Annotated in this window: 14 protein-coding genes; 5 read left to right on the top strand and 9 right to left on the bottom strand. The window is 75.3% G+C overall.

The features are described from left to right. Nucleotides 1-82: 82 nt before the first annotated feature. The 3 genes from ABT006_RS09375 to ABT006_RS09365 all read left to right on the top strand — a co-directional run bounded on the left by ABT006_RS09375 (nt 83) and on the right by ABT006_RS09365 (nt 2,672). On the top strand, nt 83-1,672 hold the full coding sequence (locus tag ABT006_RS09375; RefSeq protein ID WP_350704583.1) for a hypothetical protein: 1,590 nt from the start codon (nt 83-85) through the stop codon (nt 1,670-1,672). Nucleotides 1,673-1,809: 137 nt separating this feature from the next. Then, a complete protein-coding gene (locus ABT006_RS09370) occupies nt 1,810-2,199 on the top strand; it encodes a hypothetical protein (protein WP_350704581.1) in 390 nt (129 codons plus the stop codon). A 77-nt stretch (nt 2,200-2,276) separates the two neighbouring features. Next, a complete protein-coding gene (locus tag ABT006_RS09365; RefSeq protein WP_350704579.1) occupies nt 2,277-2,672 on the top strand; it encodes a hypothetical protein in 396 nt (131 codons plus the stop codon). 245 nt (nt 2,673-2,917) lie between these two features. Here the strand turns inward: ABT006_RS09365 and rpsD are convergent, their stop codons facing one another. From rpsD to ABT006_RS09340, 5 genes are all read right to left on the bottom strand, one after another. Beyond that, nucleotides 2,918-3,514, bottom strand: coding sequence for a 30S ribosomal protein S4 (gene rpsD, locus ABT006_RS09360; RefSeq protein WP_350704577.1), 597 nt, complete (start codon nt 3,512-3,514; stop codon nt 2,918-2,920). Nucleotides 3,515-3,723: 209 nt separating this feature from the next. Continuing rightward, on the bottom strand, nt 3,724-4,755 hold the full coding sequence (locus tag ABT006_RS09355; RefSeq protein ID WP_350704575.1) for a methyltransferase: 1,032 nt from the start codon (nt 4,753-4,755) through the stop codon (nt 3,724-3,726). Then, entirely contained in the window at nt 4,752-5,930 is a 1,179-nt protein-coding gene (locus ABT006_RS09350) for an aminotransferase class V-fold PLP-dependent enzyme (protein WP_350704574.1), read from the bottom strand. Before ABT006_RS09350 ends, ABT006_RS09355 begins: the two co-directional genes overlap by 4 nt. Then, entirely contained in the window at nt 5,927-7,186 is a 1,260-nt protein-coding gene (locus ABT006_RS09345) for a tryptophan 2,3-dioxygenase (protein WP_350704573.1), read from the bottom strand. Before ABT006_RS09345 ends, ABT006_RS09350 begins: the two co-directional genes overlap by 4 nt. A gap of 72 nt (nt 7,187-7,258) precedes the next feature. Beyond that, complete coding sequence (locus ABT006_RS09340) at nt 7,259-7,963, bottom strand: tryptophan 2,3-dioxygenase family protein (RefSeq protein WP_350704571.1); 705 nt, start codon at nt 7,961-7,963, stop codon at nt 7,259-7,261. A gap of 355 nt (nt 7,964-8,318) precedes the next feature. Between ABT006_RS09340 and ABT006_RS09335 the strand changes: the two genes are divergently transcribed. Next, nucleotides 8,319-8,843, top strand: a complete 525-nt coding sequence (locus tag ABT006_RS09335) for an SMI1/KNR4 family protein (RefSeq protein ID WP_350704569.1) — start codon at nt 8,319-8,321, stop codon at nt 8,841-8,843. A gap of 110 nt (nt 8,844-8,953) precedes the next feature. Beyond that, on the top strand, nt 8,954-9,538 hold the full coding sequence (locus tag ABT006_RS09330; RefSeq protein WP_350704567.1) for a mycothiol transferase: 585 nt from the start codon (nt 8,954-8,956) through the stop codon (nt 9,536-9,538). 64 nt (nt 9,539-9,602) lie between these two features. Here ABT006_RS09330 and ABT006_RS09325 read toward each other — a convergent pair whose 3' ends face one another. From ABT006_RS09325 to ABT006_RS09310, 4 genes are read right to left on the bottom strand one after another with little or no spacing between them, the layout of a single operon-like run. Next, nucleotides 9,603-11,408 carry a hypothetical protein gene (locus ABT006_RS09325; RefSeq protein WP_350704566.1) on the bottom strand — a complete coding sequence of 602 codons (1,806 nt, stop codon included), beginning with the start codon at nt 11,406-11,408 and terminating at the stop codon, nt 9,603-9,605. 46 nt (nt 11,409-11,454) lie between these two features. Beyond that, complete coding sequence (locus ABT006_RS09320) at nt 11,455-13,299, bottom strand: hypothetical protein (protein WP_350704564.1); 1,845 nt, start codon at nt 13,297-13,299, stop codon at nt 11,455-11,457. Then, complete coding sequence (locus ABT006_RS09315) at nt 13,296-17,813, bottom strand: hypothetical protein (RefSeq protein ID WP_350704562.1); 4,518 nt, start codon at nt 17,811-17,813, stop codon at nt 13,296-13,298. The genes ABT006_RS09320 and ABT006_RS09315 overlap by 4 nt, the downstream gene beginning before the upstream one ends. Further along, nucleotides 17,813-22,612: a hypothetical protein gene (locus ABT006_RS09310; RefSeq protein ID WP_350704560.1), complete on the bottom strand. Its 4,800-nt coding sequence runs from the start codon at nt 22,610-22,612 to the stop codon at nt 17,813-17,815. The genes ABT006_RS09315 and ABT006_RS09310 overlap by 1 nt, the downstream gene beginning before the upstream one ends. Between the last annotated feature and the right edge of the window lies 1 nt (nt 22,613).

Here is a 22,613-nt window from a genome sequence, read left to right as displayed (position 1 = left end):
GACCGCAGCGGCGGGCGAGGGCCGACCGCGCCAGTCGTCTGGCCGACAGCCGTCGCCCGGCTGCGGAAACTACAGTGGGTGGATGCGGCGGCCACCGCTCGTGTCTGGCGGACTGGTCCGCCGTACCGGCCTCGCGCCCACGGTCGGATGGCTCCTCCGCACCAACCGGGTGCTCTCGCCGATCACCGACCTGCGCCGGGCGTCCCGCTTCGCTCCAGCCTTCCGCGGCGGATCGTGGCCGCACGGCCCGGTCAGCGAGAGCCGGGTGTCCCGCTGGGAGTCGGGCTTCACCCCGGTGCCCCATGCCGCCGTCCGCCGCTACGAGGAACTGCTGCTCCTGCCGCCGAACACCCTCGTCGCCCCGCTGGACAACCTCTACCGGTATGTCGCGGCCGCCGAGCCGCTGCGGCTCACCCTCTGCCGGGACACCCTCCCCGACGACCCGTCCGAGGGTCTCGACAACCTGCTCGACCTGGCTGTCACCGCGGTGCCGCTCACCGGCGGGCAGTGGGACGACCTCACCGCAGCCCTCGTCGCCGACCCCCGCATCCGGCTCGTGCCGTCGGCGAGCTGGTCGACGATCACCGACCGGCTGGTCGCGGAGATGGTCATGTCCGACGGCGTCGACTGGCTGCAACGGCACGAGGCGCTCAACCGCCTGCTGGCCCACCCTGTCGGCTGCCAAGCCGCCATCGACAGTTGCGCCAGCCTCGCGCGAGACCGCGAGAACCAGGTGTTCATCGAGACGGTGTGCGCCCTCGAGGCGACCGGACACCCGGACGCCGCCCGCCACGTCTTCGCGCAACTGCGGGACCCGACCCACCAGCGGGCCAGAGTAGGCGCTCTCCTCGCCGCGATGCGCAAGCTCACCGTCGGGCACTTCACCGAGGAGCAGGTCGCCGACCTCGTTCCCCTGGTCGTCGACCTGCTTGCGGACCGCGACACCGCGCACCTGGCCGCCCAACTCGCCGCAGGACTTTCGCTCGACCGCGACCGCCGGTACCGCCAGTTCCTGGCCCGTCACCGCGCCCCGGTCACGACCCCGCCCGACACCCTGGCGCGGCAGCAGACCCTCGCCGCCCAGATCGCGTACGCGGCCAGCGCGGAAGCGACCCACGACCAGGTGCTCCGCGCCGATCCGATTCTTCCCGTCCTGGTCGGGGACACGTTGTTCCACCCGTCGCCCGACGTCCGCCTCTACACCCGCTTCCTGGTCGCCGCCACCCCCTATCGCGCCGCGCTCGCGACCGCCCTCGCCAACGAACTCGGCGGCGGCCGGCTCCGTCACGACCCCGCCCTCGCCGAGGCGATCCTGGATTCGTTGCGGATCCTCGGCGATCGGCGCCAACAGCCGCTGGTCGAACGGCTGGCGATCGCCGACGGCGTCCCGACGGCGGTGCGGGTCTCCGCCGCCCACGCCGTCGGGCACCTCGGGGACGGGGTCGCCCGTACGGTGGTCGAACATGCCGCCGGGCGGCTGGCGGGCCGGCCAGAACGCACCGGAGGAGACCGGCCGGTGCTGGAGGCGATCATCTACTCGCTGGGCATCAACGGCCGTGACGACCTGCTCCGGCAGTTGGCCACCGACCCGAGGCTCCCGGCGACGGCGCGCCGCTCGGCGTCCTGGTGGTTGGACCGACCGGGGTACGTCCGCCGCAGCGCGTCGCGCTGAATCCCACCAGGGTCCGGCCTCTTGCAGCCGGCGGTGGCGGCTGCAAGACCGCCGTCGCGGGCCCGCGTCGGCTTCTACCGTCAAGCAGGCACCGGCCAGGAGGCCGGAACCCCGACACCGGACAGGACGGTGGAGCGATGCGCGCAAACCTGATCATCCGACCTCGCCGGCTCGCCGCCGCGCTCACCGCGGTCGCGGCCGCCGGTCTCGCCGTGCCCCAGCCGGCACAGGCCGCCGCCGGCGACCTCAGCTACGTCCTCAACCACACGAACGTCCGCGTCTGCGGGTCGGTCCGGCCGATCCAGTGCCCCGACGGCGCCGGCCCCAACGGCGTCATGGGGTCGGTGGTGGGCGACCAGTGGGACCGGACCTGGTGCTGGCGCGACGGCGAGTGGGCCGGCGAGCCGGCCACGAACCGTTGGTTCAAGGTCACCGCGAACACCACCGCCGGCTGGAAGACCGGCTGGGTCAGCGCCGCGCAGGTACCGATCCAGGCGTTCGTCCCCTGGTGCTCGAGCTGGAACTGACCTTCCGGCACCCGTACGACGACAGCGGCACGTGCGCCGCTTCCTCCATCAACTGCCTGGGATAGAAGGGACTTCTCATGGTCATGCCGACACCGACGCGAGCCGAGCAGCGGAAGCCGGGCGCCCCGAGGACGATCCACCGGATCGTCGGCGTCGTCGCCGTCCTGGTCGCGTCGATCCTGATTCCGGGTGCACCGGCCAGCGCAGCTCCGTGCAGCCCGGTCTCCTGCGTCCACAACACCAAGGGCAGCCAGGTCCTCGTGAGGTGCTGGGACGGCGCCTGCACCCCGGGAACCAACGTGTGGCTGAACAACGGCTACCAGGTCTCCATGTCGTGCTGGTTCGACGCCGCCAACTTCGACGGCAACTACCCGAGCACCCGCTGGTTCCTCGTGCGGAGTGTCCCCCTGGCGGGCAGGTGGCTGGTCCACTCGTCCTACGTCTACAACCAGACCTCCGTCGGGCACTGTTAGGCGCGGTGGCACCACCGACCGGGAACTGCCCCCGCTCTCCCGAACAGGGGGAGCGGGGCACCCGGTCAGCCGGCCGGGTCGACGTGTAGGCGACGACCAGCTCCCATGCGCCGGGCAGCACCGCCACCCGCTCGAAGCCGACCCCCACGAGCAGCTTGGTGTAGAACTCCGCGCGCCGCCGGTGCGGGTGTCGCACGGCAAGGTGGCCGAAATGCCGCACCGTTGATCACAACCCGATACGTGCCCTAGTCGGACCGGACGGTGAGCGGGACGTCGCGCAGGTCGGGCACCTCCTGTCGGCGCGGCTCCCGGGTCAGTGTCGCGGTGAATTCCTCCGGCCGAACCTCCAGGTACGGCGGGGCCTCGACGTCGCGGAACCCGCCTGCGGCGACCACGGCCGGTGTGGGGCACTGCCGCTCCGGGCGTACCTGGATGATCTGCCCCGGCTGGACCAGGTACGAGGGGCGGTTGACCTTGCCGCCGTCCAGGGTGAACGTGTTGTGCTCGACCAGGCTGCGGGCCTCGCCGACGGTGCGGGCGAAGCCGGCGCGGTGCACCAGCGCGTCCAGCCGCTGCTCCAACTGCCCGGCCAGGTTCTCCGCCGCGTCGCCGGGCTGACCGGCGGCCGTCACCAGTGCCCGGACCAGTTGCCGCTCCCGCAGGTCGTACGCGGCCCGGATCTGCCGCCGCTCCGCGTCGGGCAGTCGGTAGCCGCGCGGGGCTCGGCGCGGCCCGCCCCGGACACCGATCGGATGCCGCTGCCGGCGCAGTCGGTAGCCATGCGCCGGCTTCAGCGGCACGTCGTCGGTCGGCGCGATGTTGACCTTGGAGCGGAGCGTCATGGTGCCCTCCCTGGCTGTCGTGGGTCACCACACTCTGTCCCGCACCGGGGTGAGTCCGCCCCACCCGGTCCGGGTGATCCGCCCTGGGCAGGGGCGTCGAGACCTGGGACGGCCCTGCGGTCGGTCAGGCGCGACGAGGCCGACCTTGCTGTTCGACCGGGCCGCAAGGCGACGAAGAAGGGCGGAAGGCGCGGCCGGGGCGGGGCCGGTCAGCCGGCCGGGGTCGGCTTGTACGCGACGACCAGCTCCCAGGTGCCGGGCAGCACCGCCACCCGCTCGAAGCCGACCTCCGCGAGCAGCTTGGTGTAGAACTCCGCCTCGCGCAGCCGGCTGACGCAGCTGTCCACGCCGATCAGGAAGTAGCTCCAGAAGAACTGCATCGCCAGCCGGTCCGGGGTGCGGAACTCCTCGCAGATCAGCAGCAGCCCACCCGGCTCCAGCGCCGCGTACGCCTGCTCCACCAGGTGACGGGCCACCTCGTTCGGCCAGTCGTGCAGCACCCGCACGAACGACATCGCGTCGTACCCCTTGGGCAGCGGCTCGGTCAGGAAGTCGCCGCCGACGAACCCCAGCCGCTCGGTGTGCCCCCGCGCGACCCGGGTGGCCGCCACCAACGGCGCCACCGCCGGGAGGTTGTAGACGTCGGCCCGCAGGCCCGGCGCGGTGTCGAGGACGTGCGCGGCGAGCGTCCCGTCGCCGCCGCCCACCTCCAGCAGGCGACGCCGGTCCGGCCACAGCAGATCGGCGTGCCGCCGCACCGCCTCGATCACCGGTCCCAGCCCGACGGCCATGCTGCGCTCGAAGTCGGCGGTCTGCGCGTCGGTCTTCGGCGGCCAGGCGAAGTCGTCGTCGCCGATGCTGACCTGGCCGCGCAGGCTCTCGGGCAGCCGGCCGTGCAGCCGCCGCCAGGGATAGCGGTCCCGGTCACGCTCGACCGCGCCGGGGCCGACCACCGCGGCGACCGCGTCGCGCAGCCCCGGCACGGCCCGGTAGCTGGTCGTGCCGATGTCGTCGTCGGGCTCGTCGCGCGTCAGGAAGCCCAGGCTTTCCAGGCAGTCGAGGAACTTGTAGAGCCGTAGCGGGCGTACCCCGAACCGGGTGGCCAGCGCGTCGAGACGGACCGGTCCGGGCTCCAGCGCGTCGAGCAGGCCCATGCCGAGCGCCGTCTCCAGCACGTCCATGGCCTTCGGACCGTTGGCGAGCAGGCTCATCAGCGCCCGCGGCGAGAGGGTGACGGTCACCGGTGCAACTCCTTCTCCAGCGCGTCCATGAACGCGTCGACCTCGCCGAGGGTGTTGTAGACGTGCGGACCGACCCGCAGGTAGCCGCGCCAACTGCAGATCAGGTCACGGGCGGCCAGCCGCCGCTTCACCGCCTCGCCGTCGGGCACGTCCAGGCACACCACGCCGCCGCGGCGGTGCGGCGCGGTGGGGCTGACCACCGCGATGCCGGCCGCGCCGGCCCGGTCCAGGACCCGCTGGGTGAGGGCCAGCGAGTGCCGCCGGATGGCCTCGGTACCGATCCCGGCCAGCAGGTCCAGGCCGACCTGGGAGACCAGGGAGGTGACCGGGTACGGCGTGCCGCCGGCGAACCGCCGGGCGGCGGGCGCCCAGCCGGTGGACGGCTGGAACGTGAACGCCCGGTCGCCGGCCTGCCAGCCGGTGGCGGCCGGCGCCAGTTCCGGCACCAGGTCGGGGCGGACGTAGAGGAAGGCGGTGCCGACGCCGCAGAGCCACTTGTGCGCGCCGCCGAGGACGACGTCGACACCGAGGGCGGTGACGTCCATCGGCACCACCCCCACGGTCTGGAAGGCGTCCACCACCACCAGCGCGCCGACGTCGTGGGCGCGGGCGACCAGGCGGGGCAGGTCGACGGTGGCGCCGGAGGTGAAGCTGGCGTGCGACACGCACACCAGCAGCGTCCGCTCGTCGAGGCGCGCCTCCAGGGCCTCCTGGTCGAGGTGCGGACCGCCGGTGCCGACCACGTCGAGGCGGGCGCCGTAGCGGCCGAACGCCCGGAAGACGAACGGCACCGTCGGGTACTCCAGGTCGGTGGTGACGACCCGGTCGCGCGGCGGGCGGTAGTCGAAACAGGACGCCACCCGGGCGAGCAGAGTGCTCAGGTTCGCGTCGGTGACCACGCTGCCCGGCGGTGCGCCGATCAGGGCGGCCACCGAGTCGGCGTACCGGTCGAGGCCGACGTGCCAGCCCTGCCACACGTCGTCCCGCCAGGTGCGCAGCGTCTCCCAGTAGTCGTGCAGCACCCGCTCCGCGCCCCTCGGCACCGCGCCGGTGGAGTTGTTGTTCAGGTAGACACAGGTCTCCAGCAGGGGGAACTCGGCGCGCAGCGCGGCCTGCGTGGCGGCGTCGAGGCACCGGGGCGCGTCGGGCCCGGGCGCGGGGTGGGATCGACTCACGCGGTGTGGCCTCCAATCGGGTCGATCGGGCGGGAGCCGGCGGTGCCGACCGTGAAGACCGGCACGTCGCGGACCGCCGCCAGATAGGGGGTGCCCTCCGTGTAGCCGGTCCCGGAGCGGGGACCGAGCATCCGGGTGGCGATCCGGTGGTGGGTGCGCCGCCACTGCAACAGAGCCCCGGCGAACGTCTCCATCCGCCGCGCCACCAGCGTGCGGTCCGCGCCGTCGAGCCGGCCCGCACGCACGGCCGACCGGTACGCCTCGTCGATCGTCGGCTGGCCGGCCCGCACCAGGGACCGCACCTCCGGCACCGACCGGTAGGCCACCGAGTCCAGCCGGTCTCCTTCCGGCGTACGGCAGAGCGACTCCACGAGCTTGTAGGAGCGGGACTGGATGGCGCTGGCCCCCTCGGTGTACTGCCGGAACGTCCGGAACGACTCCGCCTGCATGGTGGCCAGCAGCGAGAAGAGCGGGCCGGCGGCGCCGAGCAGGTTCCCGGCGTACCCCAGCCGGTCGGCCGCCGCACGTGGCGCGGCCCCGGCCAGCGCGGCGACGGCGGCGCGCAACTCGTCCGCGACCCCGGCGAAGAGACACTCGTACGCCTGGAGCACCCGGATGAACAGGTATTCGTCGTGGGTCACGTGGACCGGCAGCATGCTCAGCCGCAGCGTCTGATCCCCGTCGGGGTCGAGTTCGACGGCGACGGCGTGCAGCGCGGCGGCGCTGGTCGCCGGCTCGTCGTCGCCGACCGCGACCAGGCCGAGGCGGGCCAGCGGGGGCAGGGCGGCCCGGACGCCGAGGCGGCAGCGTTTGGTCACCACCGGCGGCCCCGGACGCTGCTGCGGGAGCAGGTCGGTGGTGTGGGCGGCGGCGGCCAACTCGAAGGCCAACGCGTCGGCGACCAGGCGGACGAACAGCCGGTCACGGGCGCGCCGCGAGGTGGCGTCGTCCTCGGCCGGGGGCGGGTCGTCCGCGCCGCAGGGCAGCCGGAGCAGGCGTAGGGCCAGGTAGCTGCGGTAGTCGTAGCGGCCGTCCCACTTGTCGAGCGTCACGTCGAGGAAGTCGGTCAACAGCCGCGCCTCGTCGCCGCCGGCCGCCGTCGCGCCGGCCACCCTCGCCCGCGTCTCGTCGAGCAGGGCGAGGAGTTCCTTTTCGACGAAGTGTTTGCCGACCCGATGGAATTCGTGCAGCACCGCCGGGTAGGGAAAAGTGCGCGGGTCGGCCGTACCGGACAACCAGGTCGTCAATTCGTGCACGAAGCGCCCCTCGACATTTCCGAATCGGCACCACAATGGGAGGACGCCGGTCACCGCCGGCGAGTGCGGAAGTCAGGGCTTGGCGGCACCGGAATCGTCGGCCGCGGGCTGGAGTCGGGCCTGCCACAAATCGGGAAAGAACCGGTGCCCGACAAGTTTGGCGAGCATGGTGGCCGGGCTGCCCGGGGTGCCGGCCGGAGCGTGACCGCCGACCCGCAGGGCCACCTGGTAGTGCCGCGTGCGCCACAGCGACACCCGCTCGTCCCACTCCACCATCGCCTCGGCCAGCCGGTGGACGGGGTCCGCCGGGTCTGCCGGGCACAACGCCGCCACCGGGATGCCCCGCTCGGCGAGGCAGTCGGCGAACGCGCGCCCGAGTTGCCGGCTGGCCGCCTGGACCTGCCGCCAGCCCGGCGACTCGGCGCCGGAGCCGTTGCCCAGCGCGGGCTGCATCGCCTGGAAGTCCACGGGGGACAGGTGCCGGAACATCTCCAGTTGGTCGGTGATCAGCCGCACGGCGAGCGTCGCCCGCGCCAGCAGCGCCTCGGCCGTCGCGGGGTCCCCGGCGCCCACCCGGGCGGTCGCCTCGGTCAACTCGGCCGCCGCCAGTTTGAGCCACAGTTCGGCCGACTGGTGCACCACCTGGAAGAGCAGTTCGTCGCGGTGGATCATCTCGGCCGGCGACCGTTGCAGGTCGAGCAGCGCATCCGTGCGCATATAGCGTGCGTAGTCGGTGGCGCCGCTGCCCGGCAGCACAGGCGACTGGTCACGCTTCACGGAATAACCTTTCGGTCGGTATCGGCACGCCGGGATCGCCCGTGCGTCGGCGGCAAGTATGCAACGACGTGAAGCGATGCGCTACCCCTTGATTTCGATCCGTTTCCGTGCGGCGGAGAAAGGGCTGAATGTCCACTTGAGAGGAGTGGCTAACGCATCACATTTGACGATCTGGGTCAATATGTGTGACGTGTGTCATTGCCGCAGGGCGTCGGAGGTGGCACGCCCTGGAACCTCGATCCGATGACGTTCGTGCCGGCCGCCACGGCGCCCTTGTCGAGTCGGGGCGGCCGGTCGAGATGGTCGAGCCGGGTGGTCGCGCCGTTCCTGTCGTGGCCCCCGCTACGGTGCGCGGGTGACCGGAGAAGAACTCACCCTGCCCGCCGCGCTGCGGGAGGCCCAGGACGGCGGCTTCGACTACGCGGGCGGCGACGGCGTCGACTTCGAGCCGTACGACAGCTTTCGCACCCTCGGCGAGACCGCCGAGTGGTGGCACGCCTGGAGCGGCAACAGCTCGATGGACGGCCTGGACCTGCGGATCTTCGGCCGGGACGGCACCGGCGGACTGGCCGCCTTCTGGCTGGCCCGGCCGGGTGAGCCGGTCGACCGGCAGCCGGTGGTGTTCCTCGGCTCCGAAGGTGAGACGTCCGTCGTCGCCGGCGACCTGGGGGCCTACCTGTGGCTGCTGGCCGATGGTTTCGGCCCGCTGGAGGCGACCATGTGGCCGCGCCACGAGCACCGCCCCCGTCCGGACGCCCGTCGCACCGTGATCGCCGAGCGCTACGCGCCGCAGGCACGGCGGACCGCGCCCGAGGTGATCGAGGCGGCACGGGCCGAGTTCCCCGACTTCGAGTCGTTCGTCGATTCCCTCTGCCGCTGACCGGTTCGTCAGTCGGTGGTGCCCTCGGCCAACCCGGCCCAGGTCGAGTCCGCACAAGGTCTGTGACTTCGCGGACACGGGTTGTCGGAGGCCAGAGCTACGGTGGCGCCATGAGCAACAGCGAGTACCCGTGGGAGCCGCCCCTCGCCGGCACCGAGGTCGAGCATCTCGTCGGTGCGCTCGACCGGCTGCGTGCGACCTTCCGTTGGAAGGCCGACGGCCTCGACGCCGCCGCGCTGCGGACCCGCTTCGGCGCCTCCTCGCTGACCCTCGGCGGCCTGCTCAAGCATCTCGCCGCCGTGGAGGACAGCACCTTCACGACCAAGCTGACCGGGCAGCCGATCGGCGCGCCGTGGGAGGGCACGGCCTGGGACGGCGGCAACGACTGGTCGTTCGCCTCCGCCGCCACCGACACTCCCCAACAGCTCTACGCGCTGTGGGACGGCGCCGTCGAACGATCCCGCGCGAGGCTCGACGCGGCCCTGGCCGACGGCGGGCTCGACCAACCCGTCCACGCCGCCACGCCCGACGGCCGCCACGCCAGCCTGCGCCGGCTCGTCTGCGACCTCGTCGAGGAGTACGGCCGGCACACCGGCCACGCCGACCTGCTCCGCGAGGCGGTGGACGGACTGGTCGGTGAGGACCCGCCGGCCGGCTGGCGGCCCCGCGGCGCGCCCACGCGCGTGAACCCCTGACGCATGGACAGCACCGGCCGCAGGGGCCGGGCCCGATTACGGGTGGCCCGGCCCCGAGGGCAGGTCAGTGCGTCGCCGGCACCTCCACCTCGAGCGGCTCCAGGTCGTCGCGGACGGCCTTGACCTCCCAGTAGAAGGCGTGCGAGGCCGGCGACCCGTCGACGGTGCGGACGCGGAAGGCCCCGTCCTTCACCCGGCTCGCGGCCAGCGCGGAGACCGGCTCGTCGTCGTCGAAGACCGGCGTCAGGTGCACGGTCCGGCCCTCCGGCCGGGTCAGCGCCTCGAAGTACGCGGGCAGTTCGACGGTGGCGGTGCCGCCGTCCAGCCGCGCCTCACCCCGGTAGTAGACGCCGTTCTCCGGCCCTTCGATGGCGGCGTGGATGAGCTGGCGGCGTTCGGTGGCGTCGGGGGCGTCCAGCGGGTGGTCGATGGCGAACTGCTTGGACTTGCCCTTGATCACGCCGCTGCCGGCCATCAGGCTGATCGTGTAGCCGCCCGACTCGGTGCCGAGATAGATCGCGCCGGAGGAGAACAGGTCGAACGTGCTGATGCCGCCGCCGCTCCAGGAGGGCACCGTGTTCGGGCTGACCGCGACGCCGAGCTGGCCGTTGATCTGGACGTTCCCGCCGAAGAAGCCGCGCTTCTCGACCCACAGGCAGCCGGTCTCCGGGCCGCTGCCCTCGCCGTAGCCGACGTAGACGCCGGCGCTGTTGAGCAGGTAAAGCCGTTCGGGGCCGTTGATGTGCAGTCGGTTCGCGCCGTTGAGGGAGCCATAGGACGGCATGGAGATGTTCCCGCCCGTCCACAGGCCACCCTGCACCGTCAGGTCGCCGTTGCCGTTGGCGTCCTTGACCACGGTGACGCCGCCGGTGGCCCGCACGGCGACGCCGCCCTCGGCGGTCAGCGACAGCCCGCCGCGCCCGCGCAGGCTCGCCGCCCGCAGCTCCTTGACCGCCAGGTCGGCGTACGGCTTGCTGCCCTCGCCGTAACCGAGCCCCGGCACGTCGTTGCTGCGGTCGACCAGCTCGAAGCCCCTGCCGGCCCGGAACGACAGTTGCGCGTGCTGCACGCCGGGGCCCCAGAAGCCGAGCCCGGTGACCACCTGGCCGGGGGAGACGGTGGCCCCCTCCATGCTGCCCAGGTGCAGCATGCCGCCGGCGATGCGCAGCCGGTCCGCGTTCTGCTGGGTGAAGGCGATGATGTCGTCGGCGTCGTTGTTGTTGGCGATGCGCAGGATGGTGTTCTCGCCGCTGTACGGCCAGTACCGGATGTACGCCTCGTCGCCGGCGCCGCCGCCGGGGTCGCCGGGGAAGGTGATGCCGGACTGGGCGCCGCCGCCGACGGCCGGCACGATGGCTCCGACCGGGACCCGGAGGCCCGCCGCCATCCGCCCGCTGCTCTGCACGGTGATCGTGCCGCCGGCGCGGGTGACCGTGCCGAGCACGATGGCGTGGGCCGGGTCGGTGGGGGTGGCGGCGGAGAACTCGATGCGTCCCTCCTCGGTCCACCGGGTCTCGCCGGCGACCCCGCCCTCGTCGCGCCGCTCGGTGAGGTACTCGTGGTAGCGGATCACCACGTGCCAGCCGCTGCCCTCGGCGGGCAGGGTCTTGCGGGTGTTCTCCGCCAGCACGATCACCCGGCCGGCGCCGTCGATCGCCACGCCCTGGCCGATCGTCACGTCGCCGCCGGTGGCGGTCAGGTCGAGGCCGGTGACCACGCCCCTGGGCTGCAGCAGCCGGGCGGCGAGGTTCTGCCGGGCCAGCAGGTAGTCCAGCGCCTGGGTCAGGTCGCCGGCGCGCAGGTACTGGTGGTCGTAGTACCGGGGCCGGGCCATCGGCAGCGGCAGGTCGTTCTTCCAGGTGATCGTCATGGTGGTCTCCGCTGATCTGGTTCGGTCGGTGCGCGGGTGGGGTCGTTCAGCGCGGTTGGACGGTGTCGTAGCGCAGGCCGCTGGACAGCTCGCCCGTGCCGGTGTGGCGGGCGCGGCCCAGCCACAGGTGCACCGACCCGTCGGTCCACCGGGCGAGCTGCCACCGGCGCAGCAGCCGGGTGCCGGCGCGCGGCACCTCCTCCTCGGGGATGGCCAGCTCGACCAGGTCGTCGCCGCGCCAGCGCCAGTCGAGCAGGCGACTGTGGCCGGCGACCGCGACCGGCGGACCCTCGCGGGACGGCTGTTGCAGCGGGACCCGGCGCAGCCGGACCACGTCGGGTCGGTCCTGCGTCGGCCCCGGGATCAGCGGCACCCAGTTGTCCGGCACGGTCGTGGCGAAGGCGTACGACAGGCTGGGCACCGCCTCGGCGTCGGCGACCGGTGGCCGCGGCGGCGGCGCCGCCCGACCCACCTGGGCGCCGCGGTCGATCGGCCGGCCGGTGGCGCCGGTGACGGTCCGTTCGACGGCCCACGCCAGGTTCGCCATCTCGTCGCGGCCGAGGCGTACCTCCTCCACCGGCTCGGAGTCGAGGGTGACGGCGGCCGTCGCGGGCAGGACCAGCACGTCGGCCGGCCCGCCGGCGGTCGCCCCGGACGGGCGGAACAGCGCCGTGTCGTCGGGCGCGGCCGGCACGAGCGTCTGGATGCCGAAGGTGTCGGTGACGATCAGCGACCGGATCCGGGTGGCGGACCCGACGGGCAGCTCCAGCGGCACCAGGAAGTGGTCGTTGCCGTAGACGAGGCCGTACTCGACCAGGAACATCCGGGCCAGGTCGCCGGCGCCGGCGCCGATGCCGGCCAGGTTGACCCGGGCGTCCTCCAACTCCCAGAAGCGGGTCGAGGGCATGCCGGCGTACGCGACCGGGGTCGGCAGCAGCACCTTGACGACGTCCTCGACCGCCGGGACGGCGTCGAGGGTCGCCCCGGGTTCGTGGTCGAAGTGGTACCAGTCCAGCCGGTCGCCGTCGTACTCGTGGGCGGTGAGGACAAGTTCGCCGGCGCAGCCGTGCGCGCCGACGGCGAAGTCGTACTCCAGCCGCTCGCGCCGCCACGCGGGCCCCTCCTGGCCGGGGGCGCTGAACAGGGGCGTGAAGTCCTCGGGCGGCCACGGCGGCGCGGCGGGCCGGGACGCGCCCGGCGCCAGCACGGCGGGCAGTTGCAGCAGGTAGCCGTCCGGTGGGCCGGCGGGGCGGGGCGGCACGCCCAGCCAGGTCATCCACTCGGCGATCGCGGCGGTGACCGCGCCGACCAGGGCGGACGGAACCTCGTTCTCGGCGACGAACCGGCCTTCGGCGCAGGCGCGCAGCGCCAGGTCGCCGTGCGGTACGCGGCCGGCGGCGATGCGCAGGTAGCCGAGGGTCTCGGCGTCTGCGGCCGACGTGGCGTCGGGCGGCACGGCGGGGACGGGATACCTGCTGCACAGCCGGGGTGCCAGCTCGCCGGCGCCGGCGGCGGCGAGCGACCGCAGCAGCTGCTGGCCGCTCTCGACGGCGAAGCGCAGGTCGCCGGCGGTGGCGGCGGACTCCCGTTCCACCACCGCCTCCAACGGTGTGGCGGTGGGCAGGCCGACCGTGCTGGCGGAGGCCGTGCCGGGCCGGTAGCGGGTGAACCGGGCGGCCTCGGCGTGCACCCGGGCGCTGACCGGCGAGCCGGTGTCCTCGCCGGTGAACTCGCCGAGCTGCCACTGCCGGGCGAGCAGCCACAACGGGTCGGCGGTGCGGGCCTCCACGGCGGGGGCCAGGTCGGCGCGGCGGGTACGCGGTTCGAGGCGGGTCCAGGTGGTGACCGACGGGGTGTGCGTGTCGGCCAGGGCTGGTTCGACGGTGGTCACTGGCCCTCCTGCCCGCCCTGCGGCGCGAGCGTCGCGTCGGGGACGAAGTCGGTGGTGGTCGTGGTCTCGGCGATGTTGGTGGGGAAGTAGAGGGCGGGCAGGAACTGGCCGGCCGCGCCGAGGGAGTCGACGTCGACGGCGCGGGCGACGGCCAGGTCGAGGGCCTCCTCCAGAACGTTGGCGAGGGTGGCCGGCTGCCACGTCGCGGCGCCGTCGGGCGCGAGGCCCAGCAGCACCGCCTGCGGCGCGGCGGCGCCGGGGGCGTCGTACTCGAAGGTGAGGCCGGTCTGCACCCGCCCGGCGGGCACCACCTCCGTCCACTCGTCGACCAGCAGGCCGTGCACCGGCCTGGTCGCGTCGATGCCGCCGGGGGCGACGACGACCAGGGACACCGGTTCGGTGTTCGCGCGCGGCGGGGCCTCGCCCACCCAGCGGTCGCCGGGGGCGTACGGCAGCTGTGCCACCCGGACGGTGGCGGGCAGCTTCACCACGCCGCCGGCGTCCAGTGCCTGCGCGGTGGTCAGCACCTCCTGGAGCCGGCCGACGGCGGGGCGGACCCGGCCGTAGCGGGACAGCCACCGGCGCACCGGGTGGGGGGAGCCGCCCTGCAACGCGTCGCTGGCGGCCAGCGCGGCGGCCAACCGCTCCGGCTGGGGCGCGCCGGCGGCGGTCAGGACCGGCATGTCGGGGCCGAGCAGCGCCCGGACGCGGGCGATCTGGGCTTCCCGCCGCCGCGCGGGGGGTGCGGTCGGCCGGTCGAAGTCGGTCGCCGGGTCGCAGGTGCAGGCCGACGGTGGGCAGGGCGCCCGGTCGTGCAGGTCGGCGACGACCCGGCAGTGGGCGGCCAGCCGGCGGTCCAGCTCGTGGCCGGCGACCAGGGCGGCGTCGGCGACCGCGGCGGCGGTGCCGGCGGCCGGCGGCGGGGGCACCGCGCCGGTGACGCCGAAGCCGGCGGCGGTGTCCAGCAGCAGGCGGACCGCCGTCTCGTCCCAGGCGGGCGCGTCGGCGGCCGGGGTGGCCCGCAGCGCGGCGGCGGCGGTCCGCGCCGACTGCCACAGCTCGTCGGTCTGCGCCTTCATCACCGGATCGACCTGCGGGGGCGCGTCCGGGTCCAGGCCCAGGTCGGCGGCGAGGACCGGCCGGGAGCGGCCGAACAGGTCCCGCAGCACGTTCACGGCGTGCAGGAACTCGGCCAGGCCGACCTTGTCCGCTGCCCAGGCCGGGTCGCGGTCGTAGTCCAGCTCCAGCGTCCAGTCCGGTCGCACCTCGGCGGGCAGCAGCTTCGCCCAGGTGACGAGGGCGATGCGGCGGTCCAGTTCGGCGTCGTCGGGGCGGCCGGGGTGTGGCGGGGCGGCGAGCAGGTCGATCGCCGGGGTCTGCAGCCGGTCCAGACTCGCGTCGCGCCACGGCGTGGCGGTGACGCCGTCGGGGGCGTGCCAGCGGTAGCGCCAGAACACCCGCGGCGAGGGCGGCAGCAGCACGGCGGTGAGCGCGTCGGCGGGGCTGCCGATGATGCGCGGGTGCTGGGCGCGGGCGGCCGGCCAGTCCCGCCGCAGCGGGTCCATCCGGTCGTCGACGTTGATCAGCAGCAGCACCCGGTGGGTGAGGGTCGCGCCGGTGGCCGGCGTGCGGGTGACGTGTAGCCGGGGTGGGCTGGCGGCGGCGCCGGAGGCGGCGTCGACGGCGGCCGCGGCCCGGTTCATGTCGCCCAGGGCGAGCTGGTGGACGCTCTCGGCGAGCAGCGTGTCGGCCACGGCGTCGGTGGCGTCGGCCAGGTCGGCGAGGACCTGCCGCACGGCGGTGCGGGCCGCGCCGGGCAGCGCGTCGAGTGGTGACTCGATGGCCTTGGCCTGGTGCAGCCGGTGCAGTTCCAGCCCGTCGACGGTCGCCGCCGACTCGACGGTCGCGGTGACCGTGGTGGTGTCGTCGTGGGCGTCGACGCGGTGGGCGCGCGCTGGCGCGAGCCGGCGGAACAACGGCAGGAACTGGTCCAGCGGACCGTCGGGGTGGTCGTGCAGGCCGCGCTCGAAGCGGTAGCCGAGCAGGGCGCCGAGGCTCTGGCCGGCGCGGACGCCGTCGAGCAGTTGCTCGGCGAGGCGGACCCGGCGGGAGGACAGGTCGACGGCCATCGGGTGGTCGCCGCCGTGGTGCGAGCGCCACGCGCTGCGCAGCACGGCGGTGGTGACGGCCTGCGCCGGCGAGGGGGCGTGCACGTGACCCGCGCCGTCGGGGGCGACGGGCAGCGTGGGCGGCGCCACGGTGTCGGGCACGTCGGCGGGGCGGGGCACCAGCCGCGGCGGCCCGGCCGGCCGCAGGTCGACCAGCCAGCCGTACCCGCCGACGTGCACCCCGGTCGGCGGCCCGGCGGTGAGCTGGGCCAGCCGGCGGGTGGCCAGCGAGGTGATCCAGGCGTCCAACCGGTGCGTGGCCAGGCCGAGGGTGCCGGCGACGTGCCGGTGCAGGTCGGCGGGGGACAGCCCGTCGTCGAGCGCGTCGCCCAGGTCGGTCAGGGCGGCGCGGAAGGCGCGCAGGTCGGTGGTGGCCCGGATGTGGCGGGGGTCGAGCTGGGAGCTGGCGAGGTAGCTGCCGACGGTCTCGCCGGGGGCGCCGGGCACGGACACGGCGAGGCGGCGGCGCAGCACCGGGGTGCGGTCGTGCGGCCGGATGTCGACCAGTTCCGGCTCCGGGACCTCCGCCGCGGCGGGCAGGGACGCCTCGGCGGCGAACGCGTGCGCGGCGGCGGAGTGCTCGGCGATCAGGGCGGCGCGCAGCAGCCGGTGGAACAGCGGCACCGGCCCGTCGCCGGGGCTCACCGGAACCTCGTCGCCCTCCAGGCCGACGGCGGCGAGCGCGTCGAGGTACGCGCGGATCCGGTCGGCGCGCGGCTGTCCGGGCCCGTCGAGCAGGGGCGTGCCGAGGGCGTACGCCTCCTTGGCGAACACGGCCAGGGACAGCCGCGGGTCGGTGGGGCTGCCCAGCCCGAGGGCGGCGAGCAGGTCCCGGGCCGGTTCGACCACCTGCTCGCGCCAGTCCGGGCCGAGGCCGAGGCGGGCGAAGCGCCACAGCCAGCTGACGTACTCGTTGCCGAGCATGCTGCGGGCGCGTACCTCCAGCACCCGCGCGTCGGTGGCCAGGATGTCCAGCAGGGTGCGCTCGGGGTCGGCGAGGCCGGGGACGATCCGGGAAACGGGGGAGGGCAGCCACACCTGCTGCCACAGCTTGGTGAGCAGCCCGACGGCCCGGGCCTCGCCGCCGCCGGCCGGGCGCCAGTCCCGCAGGCTGGCCACCGGCAGCAGTCCGTACGGCTGGCGGCCGATGCGCAGCGTCGGCAGCGGCCCGTCGGCGTGCACGTGGGCGACGAAGTGCGCGCGCAGCGCGGCCTGCTCGGCGGCGGTGGCGACGGGCAGCAGGTCCCGCAGCAGGGCGCCGAAGCTGGCCGGCCAGAGCAGTCGCCGCACCAGCCGGCCGGTGGGTCGGTCGGCGACGGTGGCGCCGGTGCCGCGGGCGAGCGCGGTCGGCGCGCCCTCGCGGGTCGGCGCGCCCCGGGCGGCGGTCAGCGCGTCGTCGGGTTCGGCGGTCAGCGACACGCCCAGGGCCGCGGCGACCAGCGCGGCGGCGGCGTCGGGCGCCCCGGCCCCGGTGGCGGTGTCGGCGGCGCTCGGCGCGGCGGTGGTGGGGGCCGCCGCCGGCGCGGCGGTGGCGGTGTTGTTGGTGGGGGTGTCGGGGGCGAGGAACGCCAGCCCGTCGGTCGCGGCGTGCGCCTCCAGCAGGCGCCCGAGGGCCTTCGCGGCGGCGTCGGGCGCGGCGGTGGTGTCGAGCCCGAACACCAGCAGCCGTTCCACCGTCTCCGGTTTCCCGTCGGTGCCGGTGGGGACGGTGACGGTCAGCGCCATGCCGGCGGCCTCGGCGGTGGCGAAGTCGACGGTCCAGCGCATCCCGGCGTCCACGGGCGGCGCCTCGGCCGGCACCTGGTCGATGGTGCCGGTGCCGCCGGCCGGCACGGGGGTGGGTCCGACGGGCAGGTCCGGGGTGACGGTGCCGGAGGTGCCGGTGAACAGCCGGCCGCTGGCGGTGCGGCCGACGGCGTACCAGCGGGTGGGCAGCAGCCGGGCCCGGGCCGGTTCGCACCAGGGGCTGGGGCGGGGCTGCGGCTCGGGGAAGTCGCCGGCGACGGGTTCCATCACCCGGGCGATCCAGGCGGCGCGGGGCGCGCCGAAGCGGCGGACCAGGTCGTTCCAGGCCGCCTCGTCGGGTGCGCCGGTGACGCCGCCGGGCCGGCCCTCGCCCCAGTACGTCCGGCCGGCGGCGATCTCCTCGGCGGTGAGGTCCGGCTCGTGGTCGTCGACGTGGATCTGGTCGGGGTAGACGCGGATCTTCAGGGTCGCGCCGGCGAACCGGGTCTCCAGGCGCACCGGCAGCATGACCGCGGGGACGAGCGCGGACGACGTCCACGGGGCCTGCGTCAGCACGGTGGACAGCGGCGGCCGGTTCGCGGCGTACGACGAGGTGGTCATCACTGGGTCTCCGGCGTCGGTAGCAGGTCGCTGGCGTGGCGGGCGAGCAGGACGGGGCGTTGCAGCACCGCGAGGGCGGTGTCGGCGGCGTTGCGGCCCTGCCGGGCGGCGAAGACGACCGCGTCCGGCGGCAGCGGGTCGCCGGTGAGGTCGACGCCGAAGCGGGGCGCGGCCGGCTGCTCGCGCAGCAGGAAGAAGTAGCCGGCGGGGCCGGCGGCCTGCCGGGTGGCGCCGCGGGCGACGTCGGCGGTGAACGGGAACCCGAACAGCAGCAGGTCGGGCGACAGCCACGCGTGGAAGATGGGCAGGATGTCCGGCCCGGCCGGTTCCCGCTGCTCGGGGCCGGTCCACGTGGCCTGACGCATGGTGACGATGGTGGACGGGTAGCGGCGCAGCAGCTCACCACGGATGACCAGCACGAGGGACTGCTCGCCGGGGGCGCCGACGGCGGTGAGGTGGCTGCCCAGCGGCCCGTTGTGCCAGGCGTCGTCGGTCAGCGGCGGGATGTCGGTCAGTGGCGCGCCGGCCGAGACGGCGCCGCGGACGTCCCAGAACTGCCGGAACCAGGTCTGCCGCGGGTCGGCGGGGAACTCCCGCCACAGCATCTCCCGGCTCATCTCGTGGTTGAGCCCGACCAGGAACGCTTCGATGAACCGGGGGTTGGCGGCCAGCGCGGTCATCGTCTCCGGCGCCACCGCGGGCAGGTTCGGCACGACGTGCTCCTGGGACAGGCCGCGCAGCAGCTCGTAGGCGGGGACGGTGAAGCTGACCCCGGCGAGCAGCCGCCGCAGCGGGTCGCCGCTGTCGGGCAGGGCGTCGACCAGGTCGCCGTCGCCGAGGCTGAGCCCGGCGAGCACCTCCCCGGCCACGGCGGTCTCGGGGCGGACCGTCTCGCGTACGGCCGCCGCGGCGGTGGCGAGGTCGACCGGTGCGGGCCGGTGGTTGCGGGCCAGCGACTGCGCCGGGGCGAGCCGGCCCTGGTGGGCCGCGGCGGCGGCCATGAAGTCGTCGCCCATCCGGGCCCGGTCGGCGACGAGGTCGGCCCGCAGGTCGGCGATCGCGACCGCGCAGCCGCGGGCGGTGCCGGCGTCGGCGGCCCCGGTGACGGTGACCGCGGGGCTCCAGCTGACGGGTACGCCGGCGGGGTCGAGGTCGAAGGCGGTGCGGTAGGTGATGGTGGTGCCGCTGCGGCGGGCGACGACGAGGTCGGGGCGGCGGGTGCCGGTCACGTCGGCCACGGCGATGCCCGCCCCTGCGGCGCCGGCGACGGCCGCCTCGTCGGGCACCGCGCGGGCGGCCGTCCAGCCGTTGACGATCCGGCCGCGCCGGTTGAGCCCGAGCCCGGTGGAGTAGCGGGCCACCGGGGTGGCGCCGACCGCGCCGGCGGCGAAGACCAGCAGGTCGGGGACCTGGTCGCCGGTCATGTCGACCACGTCGACGCCGACGGCGGTGATGGTGTCGAGCTGCTGCGGGGTGGGCTGCGAGTCACCCCACCCGCGGGTCACCGTGCCGGCCGCGTCCAGGCCCCACCCGACGCGGTAGTACACCCGGTTCTCGGTGCCGCCGGGGCGGCTCACCCCGTACGCGACGACGAGTTCGGGCTGCTCGTCGCCGTCGAGGTCGGCGAGGGCGACGTCGAGGCCGGCGGCGTGGGCGCTGACCGGGTCGGGCAGCTCGTACGGGCCGCTCCACCCGGCGGCGGCCGTGCCGGTGGCGGTGGCGTCCCGGCCGATCCAGTAGCTGATCCGGCAGGTGCCGTCCGCGCCGGGCAGCAGGGCGGCGGTGACCAGGGCCGGGCGGCCGTTCGGCGCGAGGGGGCCGATCGTGGTGGCGGTGGCGCGGGCGGCCACGGGGATGGCCGGTCCGTCCACGGCGGCGGTGAGGACGTTCTCCCGCACCGCGCCGTCGTCGCCCACGTTGTGCCCGATCTGCATCCGGGCTCGGCTGCCCGCGCCCACCGGGACGGTGTGGGTGAACAGCAGCGACGCGAGCAGCCCCACCCGGGGGGCGAACCGCAGGTGCGCCGGGGCGGGCGCGGTGTCCGGGCCGGCGCCGCGCGGGTCGGCGGGGGTGCCGTGGTCGATCCAGCCGGTCGGTGCGTAGCCCCAGCGCCACGAGGTGAGCCGGCCGTCGCCGGTCACGGCGAAGATCTCGCCGCTGCGGAACTCGCCGAGCACGGGCCCGGGGCGGTGCCGGCCGAGGCCCCCGGCCGGCGCGGACCCGATCACTTCCCAGCCCCAGTACTCCCGTTCGTGCCCGTCGTGGTAGTAGCGGTAGCGGCGCATGAGGCGCACGTCGGCCGGGTTGGCGTCGGGCGCGCCGAGGGCGATGATCGACATGCCGTCGTCCTCGCCGATCTGGGCCGCCTGCTGCCCGAGCGAGACCAGCCGCCGCCCCTCGGGGGCCGCGTCGTGCCGGTAGAGGGAACCGTCGGAGAGCTGGGAGACCAGCCAGCCGTCCGTGGTGAGGTAGGAGAAGCGGGACCCGTACGCGGACGGGTGCTGGCTGGCCGGTGAACCCCACACCGGCGGGATGGCGTCGTTGCCGACCTGGCTCCACTGCCCGCTGTGGACGAACAGCCGGTTGTGGCTGGTGGCGACCAGGACCGTCGTCCCGATCGGGCGGGGGGTGCCCCAGAGCCGTTCGGTGGACCACATCGCCGGCTTTCCCAGCGACGTCCACGACCCGGCCGCCGGGTCGTAGCGGTACAGGCTGCCGTCCCCGCCGAGCACATGGACCAGGTTGCCGCCGGCCGTCGGGCGGCTGCGCACCCCGAGCGGCGGCGCGCCGCAGTCGCGCCACACCCACCTGTCGCCGTCCCACCGCCGCTCGAACAGCCGGCTGTCGCGGGTGCGGACGAACACCCGGTCGGGTGCCACGGTGGCGCCGGAGGTGGCCACGGCGGTGCCCGGCGGGAGGCCGTGGTCGCGCCACACCCACTGCTCGCCGACGCGGCGGCGTTCGAACAGCCGACCGTCGGCGGCGCCGAGGAAGAACCGGTCGGCGCCGAGCAGGTCGCCGGCGTTGGTGGCCACGGTGGTGACGGGGTCGTCGGCGGCCAGCGCCCGGATGCCCGCCGTGAGGCCGGCCGCGCTGGTGGTGTGCCACCACGGGTTCTGGGCGGCCTGCTCGATGACGGCGCGGGTCAGCGAGCCGAGCCCACGGCCGTCGGTGACCAGCGTGTCCAGCACCTTGCCGCCGGCGGGCACCTTCGCGGCGGGCACCGCGCTGGCGCCGCCGGCCAGCCGGGCCAGCGTCGCCGGGCCGCCGTCGGCGTCGACCCGGCGGGCGAGGGGCCCGCGGGGGCGCAGCAGCCGGCGCAGCGGCGCGCTGGTGGCGGCCCGCGCGCCCGGGTTGCCGTCGAGCTGCCGGTCGAGCGGGTCGCCGGCGGCGGCGAGGCGGGCACCGGCGCCCGGGTCGACGAGGTCGTGCACCGGCTGGGTCATGGCCACGAGCTGGTCGTCGCCGACCGGCGTGCCGGGGGAGTCCGGGTCGACGCGGCGGGCGAACAGGGCGGTGGCGGTGTCCCGGGCGGCCTGGCCGCGGCGGAGCTCCTCGTTGGCCTCGCGCAGCTCGGCGGCCCGTTCCCACGCGGCGGCGGCCAGGTCCTCCTGGTGGCGTTGCACCACCTGGGTGCCGAGGGCGGCGGCGGCCCGGTATCGGGGGTCCAGGTTGAGCCCGGCCAGCCAGCGCGGCTCCGCGCCGTCGGTGGGGACCTGCCCCTGCTGGGTGTGGATGTTGCCGTACAGCGGCGGGGTCAGCCGGTCGTCGGCGTGGCGCAGCAGGTCGGTGAGCGCGCCCTGCCAGGCCTGGCGGACGTCGTCGGCCCAGGCGGTCGGGGTCATGCCGGGCGCGGCGAGGGCGCCTTCGAAGCCGAGCACGGAGCGGCCCTCGACGCCCTCGTCGTCGCCGGCGGGCAGGCCGCCGCCGGGCGCGGCGATGTCGACCGGCTGCCGGCCGACGTCGTCGGGCAGGACCCGGGCCCGCAGCCGGCGGGCCAGGGACTCGAAGTCCCCGTCGGGCCCGGTGCGGAACGTCCAGTGGTGGTAGACGGGCAGCAGCACCGGATCGTCGGGGCCGGGGTGGGCCGAGTCGGGACCCCAGGCGGGGGCGAGCGGGCCGGTGTCGTCGACGGTCTCGCCGAGCCCGGCGCGGACCCCGGCGGCGAAGGCGGGCACCACGGCGGCCAGGTAGTCGGTGCCGGCGGCGAGCCGGCGCGGGCATACCAGCCGCGACAGGGTGCGTTCCGGGGCGGAGGCGATCACCTCGGACAGGTCCTCGTCGTCGGTGACCAGCACCTGGGCGTGTGCCCACGCCCACGACTCGGCCAGCACCGGCAGGTGCCGCACCGTGGTGGCGAGCCGGGCCAGGGCCTGGCCCGGCTGCGTGCGCAGCTGCGCGCCGTCCTCGCCGACCGGCACCACGACGAGGACCAGCCACGGGCGCAGCGCGCCGTTGTCGTCGGGCCGCGCAGGGGTGTACCGCCACGGCAGGTCGGGGTTGTCGAACTCGACCGCGGCCAGCAGGGACACCTCGACGTTCTCCGCGCCGGGTGCCGGGTAGCTGCGGATGATCTCGTGCGGGTCGACGCCGACGACGTCGCCGGGCCCGTGCAGCAGCGCCGTCGAGGTGCCGGTGATCTGCTCGGTGTCGCCGGTGGCGGTGTCGGTGCCGAGCGCGGCGACGGTGAGGGTCACCTCGGCGCGGGGGCGGGGCAGCGCGCCGGTGAGGGTGTCGGTGTGGGAGACCACGCGGGCGACGCCGTCGCGGACCCAGGGCAGGAAACGCAGGCCACCCATG

The organism is Micromonospora sp. NPDC002717, assembly GCF_040295705.1.
Lineage (GTDB): Bacteria > Actinomycetota > Actinomycetes > Mycobacteriales > Micromonosporaceae > Micromonospora.
This window is presented reverse-complemented; position numbering and strand designations above follow the sequence as displayed.

Coding starts and splice junctions, on each gene's coding strand:
- ABT006_RS09330 (WP_350704567.1), top strand. CDS start 8,954: ATGAGCAACAGCGAGTACCCGTGGGAGCCGCCCCTCGCCGGCACCGAG.
- ABT006_RS09365 (WP_350704579.1), top strand. CDS start 2,277: ATGGTCATGCCGACACCGACGCGAGCCGAGCAGCGGAAGCCGGGCGCC.
- ABT006_RS09375 (WP_350704583.1), top strand. CDS start 83: ATGCGGCGGCCACCGCTCGTGTCTGGCGGACTGGTCCGCCGTACCGGC.
- ABT006_RS09370 (WP_350704581.1), top strand. CDS start 1,810: ATGCGCGCAAACCTGATCATCCGACCTCGCCGGCTCGCCGCCGCGCTC.
- ABT006_RS09315 (WP_350704562.1), bottom strand. CDS start 17,813: ATGACCACCTCGTCGTACGCCGCGAACCGGCCGCCGCTGTCCACCGTG.
- ABT006_RS09310 (WP_350704560.1), bottom strand. CDS start 22,612: ATGGGTGGCCTGCGTTTCCTGCCCTGGGTCCGCGACGGCGTCGCCCGC.
- rpsD (WP_350704577.1), bottom strand. CDS start 3,514: ATGACGCTCCGCTCCAAGGTCAACATCGCGCCGACCGACGACGTGCCG.
- ABT006_RS09325 (WP_350704566.1), bottom strand. CDS start 11,408: ATGACGATCACCTGGAAGAACGACCTGCCGCTGCCGATGGCCCGGCCC.